Origin of the sequence: Stieleria sp. (genome assembly GCF_041595215.1) — a bacterium.
Taxonomy (GTDB): Bacteria; Planctomycetota; Planctomycetia; order Pirellulales; family Pirellulaceae; genus Stieleria; species Stieleria magnilauensis.
In genome coordinates this window covers 1-5,507 of the sequence record NZ_JBFHKV010000548.1, presented here as the reverse complement: position 1 = coordinate 5,507, position 5,507 = coordinate 1, and the positions used below count along the sequence as shown (strand labels likewise).

Genomic DNA, 5,507 nt, shown 5'->3' with positions numbered 1-5,507 from the left:
TGATCGGACTCGCGTTGAATCTTGGCGATGTTCCGCTCGGCTTCGCGTTCAAACTTCTCTCGCTTGACCGCCAGCGCCCGCTGCAACCGTTCGGACTTCGTCTGAAACTCGATCGACTTGGCATCGATCAGCGGCCTGGGGATGCTGCCGTCCTTGCTTTTCTTTTGCAGCTCGGCGACTTCCTCACGCAACTCTTTGAGCTGCTCATCGCGGGCTTCCTCTGCCTCACGAATCGCTTCTTCGGATTGCCGCTGAAACTCCTTTCGTTTGGCGCGGACATCCATGCTGGCGGTTTCCTTGACCTCATCGATCATCTTCAGACTGGCAAAGATCGGTTCGTGTTTGCGAACGTCAATAAAGTCCGTCTCGCCGGTCAACCAATCGATCGTGTTGAGCAGGAAGGTAACGTTTTGGAATTGGAATCGCAGATCGGTTGCTTGATTCGGATCGGCACGGATCTGCAGGAACACCGGCAACATCAAATCGATGTCGGCGACATACGCGGCGCGGATCGGATTTCCGGACGATTTGCCGTCGCCTTCGGATTTGCCGTCTGCGTCGGCCGACGAATCAGCGGCGGACTGCTTGCCTTCGACCGTCATCGCCAAAATCTGGTTGGGCGCCGGACCCTCGATGGCGCCGGACAATCCTTCCATCCCGGTCTGCATCAGCTGCACCAACTTGGTGACCGGTAGTGTTCCGCTGGCCGTTCCGGTGGCCAGCAACGGCGTGTGCGTCAACGTCGCACCATCGGCCGGCAGGATCGTTCCGGAGTAGAGTGCCAACACCTGACGCAGCCCATCGGTGATCGGACTGGCGGCACTAAGCGCCTGGCCGGGTTCGACTCCGGGGGCATTTTCATCGATGAACGCCCAGAACGGATCGACGTTCATGTCCAGGTTCGGATAGGGATTGTAATCCTGCCAAACGATGTCGCTGTTGTAATACTGGACGCCGGGCGAGCCCGTGCTTTTCAGTTCCAAGATATCCCACAGTTCGCGAATGTCGCCCTTGGGCTGTTGCCCGCCGCCGCCCATGCCGAACATGCCGCCGGGTTGTTGCTTGGGCTCGCCTGTCGCCGTGATGTCTTGACGGGCGTAGGGAAGCGGGTCTTCAAAGATCGCCGTGGGCACGCCCGCCTTGATCGCTTCGAGCAATCGTTCGAACTGCGGTGGCGCCAGCGATGAGGGCTGAACCACGAACAAGGCGTCGTAGACGCCGGGACTGATCGGGGCATCCAGGCTGACCTCTTCCACTTCGTACTGCTTGCTCAACTCGTCGACCAACGGGTGCTTTTCGATCGGTCGCATCTGCATGCCGGCCATCGACATGCCGCCCATCAACTGGGCATCGGTGCGGACGATGCCGACGCGTTTTCGCTCACCGCGTGCAACGGTGTTGATCGACCGAACCAGCTCGTACTCGACCGGGATGCCATACTCGAAAATCGGCACGACGACCTTTTCCAGGCCGGCGCGGAACGCGGCCCCCATGATGATTCGCTTTTGCTGATATGAACCTTGTTCGCGAACCATTCGCGTGACCGGCTCGATCCCGAAACGATCGGCAGCCTCGGCGGCTTCGTCGCTGAACAAATCAATTTCATCAAACAGATTGACTTCGATCGTTCGTCCGCTAGCCGCCGCTTCGCTTTGAAACTCTTTCAACAAGTTGACCAGCTCGTAGCGGGTCCGGGCGTACATTTCGGGAATGTCCTTGCTGATGTACGCGTCGATCTTGATCGGGCGATCGGACTCCAAGTTTTTGATCAACTTGGTCGTCGCCGGGGCCAGTGAACTGACCTGGCCTTCGGTCATGTCGTGGCGAACGATGTCGCGGTTGCGGAACAAGACGACCGCGCTGGCGGTAACCACCAACAGGGCGATGATCCGCCCCAGGTAGTGATACGCCATCGTGTTGCCGTCCTTGCCGCCGGTCCAGTGACGGCGACCGATCAGCACCATGCACATGTAGAGCGCGACCACCGTGACCAGGACAAAGTAGATCACCGAAGACGTGCTGATCACACCGCGACCGAAATCGTCGAACGGCCGGGCGATCCCGCTTTCCTTGATCAGCTCGGCAAAGTTGATTCCGAAGACCGCCTCGCCGCTGCCGACGACCGAGTCGGCCAGGGAAGCGAATGCCAGCGGTGCGTTGAACAACGCGCCCAAGATAAATCCGACGGTCAGGTTGCCGGTCAAGAACGAGGCGACCATTCCAATCGCGATCATCGTGACTCCGACGAACCAGTACCCGATGTAAGTGGTGAAGATCAGCCCGGTATCCAGTCCGCCGTCGGTCAGAACCGTCAACGTGACAAAGGTGCTCAACTGCGAGAACAACAGCGACGCGGTGAAGATCGCCGCGGCGGCCATGTATTTGCCGATCACGATGTCGAAATCGTCGGCCGGCAGCGTCAGCAACAACTCGTCCGTCCCGGCCCGCCGCTCTTCGGCCCAGATGCTCATCGTGATCGCCGGAATGAACACCAGCATGATCAACGGGTACCAGTAATTCAGCTGATCCAGCGTTGCCAGGTTTTGATTAAAAAACTCGTACGGCCAAAACGCAGCGACCGAGGTCAAGAACACGAAGATGCACAGAAACACATAGCCGGTCGGATTGCTGAAGTAGCCGACGAAGTTGCGTTTCATGACCGCAAAGGCGGCGCGTTTGGTTCCGGCGACCAAACCGAAAACGGCCAACACGATGCACAGAAAAATGGCATCCATGACGACCAGGTTCAACAACGCGGCGATGTTGGGGTTCATAGTGAATCGGGCAGAGAAGGTGTGGGGTGGGAAAATGAGGGGGAGGCTTCCGGCCTCTCATCCGCGGGAACGGCCTCCAGCCTGTCAATTCAGCACTGACAGGCTGGAAGCCTCTCCCGCTCGACGATCTTACGCGTCGAACTGCGTCAATTGATGGAACGCTTGATCCAAATCGTCGTTGCCGTGCTTGCGCAAACCTTGAACGTCGCCGTCGTAGACCAGACGTCCCTCGTTGATCATCACGACGCGGTTGGCCATCGCTTCGACCTCTTGCAGAATGTGGGTCGACAACAGAATCGTCTTGGTCTCGGCCAACTTCCGCATCGTCTTGCGGACGCCGCGAATTTGATTGGGGTCCAACCCCGCGGTCGGCTCGTCCAAAATCAACACATCCGGATCGTGCAGCAAGGCTTGGCTCATCCCGACCCGCTGCTTGAATCCTTTGGAAAGCTTGCTGATCGGCTTGTACATCACCGACGACAGGTCACAGATCTCGACGACCGCTTCGACACGGTCGCGTTTCTTGGCTCCGACCAACCCGCGTGCTTCGGCAAAGAAGTCCAGCATCCCCGAGGGAGTCATTTCCATGTACAGCGGACCACTTTCGGGCAGGTAGCCCAGATGACGACTGCCCTCGATGCGGTCATCCATCATGTTGTGCCCGGCGATCCTCGCCTCACCTTCGCTCGGTGCGATGTAGCCGGTCAGCATTTTCATCGTGGTGCTCTTGCCGGCACCGTTGGGGCCGAGAAACGCAACCAGTTCGCCCTGCAACACCGAGAAGGTAACCTCGCGGGCCGCCGCGAACGGACCATAGAACTTACTCAGTCCGTCCGCTTCGATCATCGGACGCCGCTGTTCCGTCGTTGTCATGTTCGTCTGTTGGGGGTAGGGGTCGGGATAGACGTCAAGCGTCAGGTACGCCTCAAGCCGAAGCGTGGTTCAGAGACGTCGCCGAGAAATCTCGGCTGACGCGTGCAATGACGGTGACGACAGCATCGCAAACCGCCATGCCGAACGCGAGATGGCCAAAGACAGCCTCGCGGCGGGGCAGGGGGGCGAGTGAAGAGTCCTGCGGCGGCACAGGCCGCGAGATGGCCGAGACAGGAAAGACCGATCGGCGGGACGCCTTAGGACTTCAGGCCTTCACGCTCGATGATCACATCCGCACCGGGCGTCAATCGTTTCAGTTTTCGGACCACTTCCGACTTGTCCATCGTTCCGGCCTTGGCTCGGGCCAGCAATTTGGCGACCTTTTTACGGCGGGTTCGAAGGCGTTTGATCTCGCGGACTCGTTCGATGCCACTTGGCATAGGGAACTCCAGAAAGTGAATGGGGGTTAGAAATGTTTGGATGTTTTCGGTGGGGCCGCGAAGTTTAGTCAGTTTTCGGCCCGCCGAGTAGTGCGTTTCCGGGACCGACAGCCTGGAAGCCGATCCCACGTTCGGTTACGCCTTTTTCTTGACACCCTTCTTCTTGGTGGCCTTCTTCTTCGTCGCCTTCTTCTTGGCCGACTTCTTTTTCGTCGCCTTTTTCTTCTTGGTCGCCTTCTTTTTCTTCTTTTTCTTCGAGCCACCCTTGGCAGCCCGCTCGGCCAACAGATCGATCGCGGACTCGAACGTCAGCTCTTTCGGATCGACGCCCTTGGGCAACGAGGCGTTCGTGTCGCCGTCGGTCACGTAGGGGCCGTAACGCCCGTCGAGCACCTTGACCTCGGCTTCGGTCACCGGCGATTTGGCCTCAAACACCTTGATCGGTTCCTTCGGCGCCGCCCGGCCACGCCGCTTGGGCTCGCGCAGCAACTTGATCGCCTCGTCGAGCGTGACCTCCAGCGGGGAGACTCCGTCGGGCAGCGATCGCGTTTCCTTTTCGCATTTGACGTAAGGCCCATAGCGACCGTCAAAGGCTTGGATGGGCTGGTCGTTGTCGGGGAAATTCCCCAGCGTTCGCGGCAATTCGAGCAGCTTGCACGCCATCTCCAACGTCAAATCTTCGATCGCCATGCCCTTGAGCAGCGATTGGTTTTTCTTTTCCTCGTCGTCGGGCGCGCCCAACTGGACGTAGGGCCCGAAGCGACCGATTTTGACGTAAATCGGCTTCCCGGTTTCCGGGTGCGTTCCCAACGGCTCCTCTTCGACCTGCCCGGCATCGAGCAGTTCGATCGCCTTGGCCAAATCCAATTCATCCGGCGGCAGGCCTTCGGGGATCGGCGCCTTGCGCTCGCCCTGTTCCAAGAACGGCCCGTACTTGCCGACCCGCACAAACACTTCTTCGCGGTGCTCGCCCTCGGTCGGCGTTCCGATCAAAAACCGGGCGGTCACGCGGGGATCGATCTCTTCGAGCTTCTTTTCCAGCCGCGGTTTGAGCGCGACGTTGTGATCGGCCGCCAATTGCTTGATCGCATCGCTGGCGGGGCCGTCGTCGCCGAAATAGAACCGCCGCAGGTACTCTTCCGCCCCGCCTTCGTTGCGGCTGATCGAGTCCAAAAAGTCCTCCATGTCGGCGGTGAACTGGTAATCGACCAGCGTCCCGAAGTGCTCTTCCATCAATCGCGTGACGCTGAACGCACGCCAACTGGGGACCAGCGCGTTGCCTTTTTTGTAAATGTAATTCCGGCGTTCGTCGGTGATCGTGCCGATGATCGAAGCGAACGTACTGGGGCGACCGATCCCTTTTTCTTCCAGCGTCCGGGTCAGCGACGCTTCGGTGTAGCGTGCCGGCGGCTGGGTCGTG

The 5,507-nt window shown here is 59.2% G+C and carries 4 protein-coding genes; all 4 read right to left on the bottom strand.

Going from position 1 to position 5,507, the window contains the following annotated elements; translation table 11 throughout:
* Positions 1-2,774 (bottom strand): Gldg family protein (locus ABX749_RS19785; protein WP_372897488.1); only part of this gene is annotated, 2,774 nt, incomplete at its 3' end.
* Between the two features lie 129 nt (positions 2,775-2,903).
* Positions 2,904-3,647: an ABC transporter ATP-binding protein gene (locus tag ABX749_RS19780; RefSeq protein ID WP_372897487.1), complete on the bottom strand. Its 744-nt coding sequence runs from the start codon at positions 3,645-3,647 to the stop codon at positions 2,904-2,906.
* 257 nt (positions 3,648-3,904) lie between these two features.
* Positions 3,905-4,087: a DUF6800 family protein gene (locus ABX749_RS19775; RefSeq protein ID WP_095737198.1), complete on the bottom strand. Its 183-nt coding sequence runs from the start codon at positions 4,085-4,087 to the stop codon at positions 3,905-3,907.
* A 135-nt stretch (positions 4,088-4,222) separates the two neighbouring features.
* Positions 4,223-5,507, bottom strand: a 1,285-nt coding sequence (locus ABX749_RS19770) for a topoisomerase C-terminal repeat-containing protein (protein WP_372897486.1), incomplete at its 5' end; no start/stop codon positions are given.

Excerpts from the sequence above, each read along its gene's own strand:
- ABX749_RS19780 (WP_372897487.1), bottom strand. The coding sequence starts at position 3,647 with ATGACAACGACGGAACAGCGGCGTCCGATGATCGAAGCGGACGGACTG.
- ABX749_RS19775 (WP_095737198.1), bottom strand. The coding sequence starts at position 4,087 with ATGCCAAGTGGCATCGAACGAGTCCGCGAGATCAAACGCCTTCGAACC.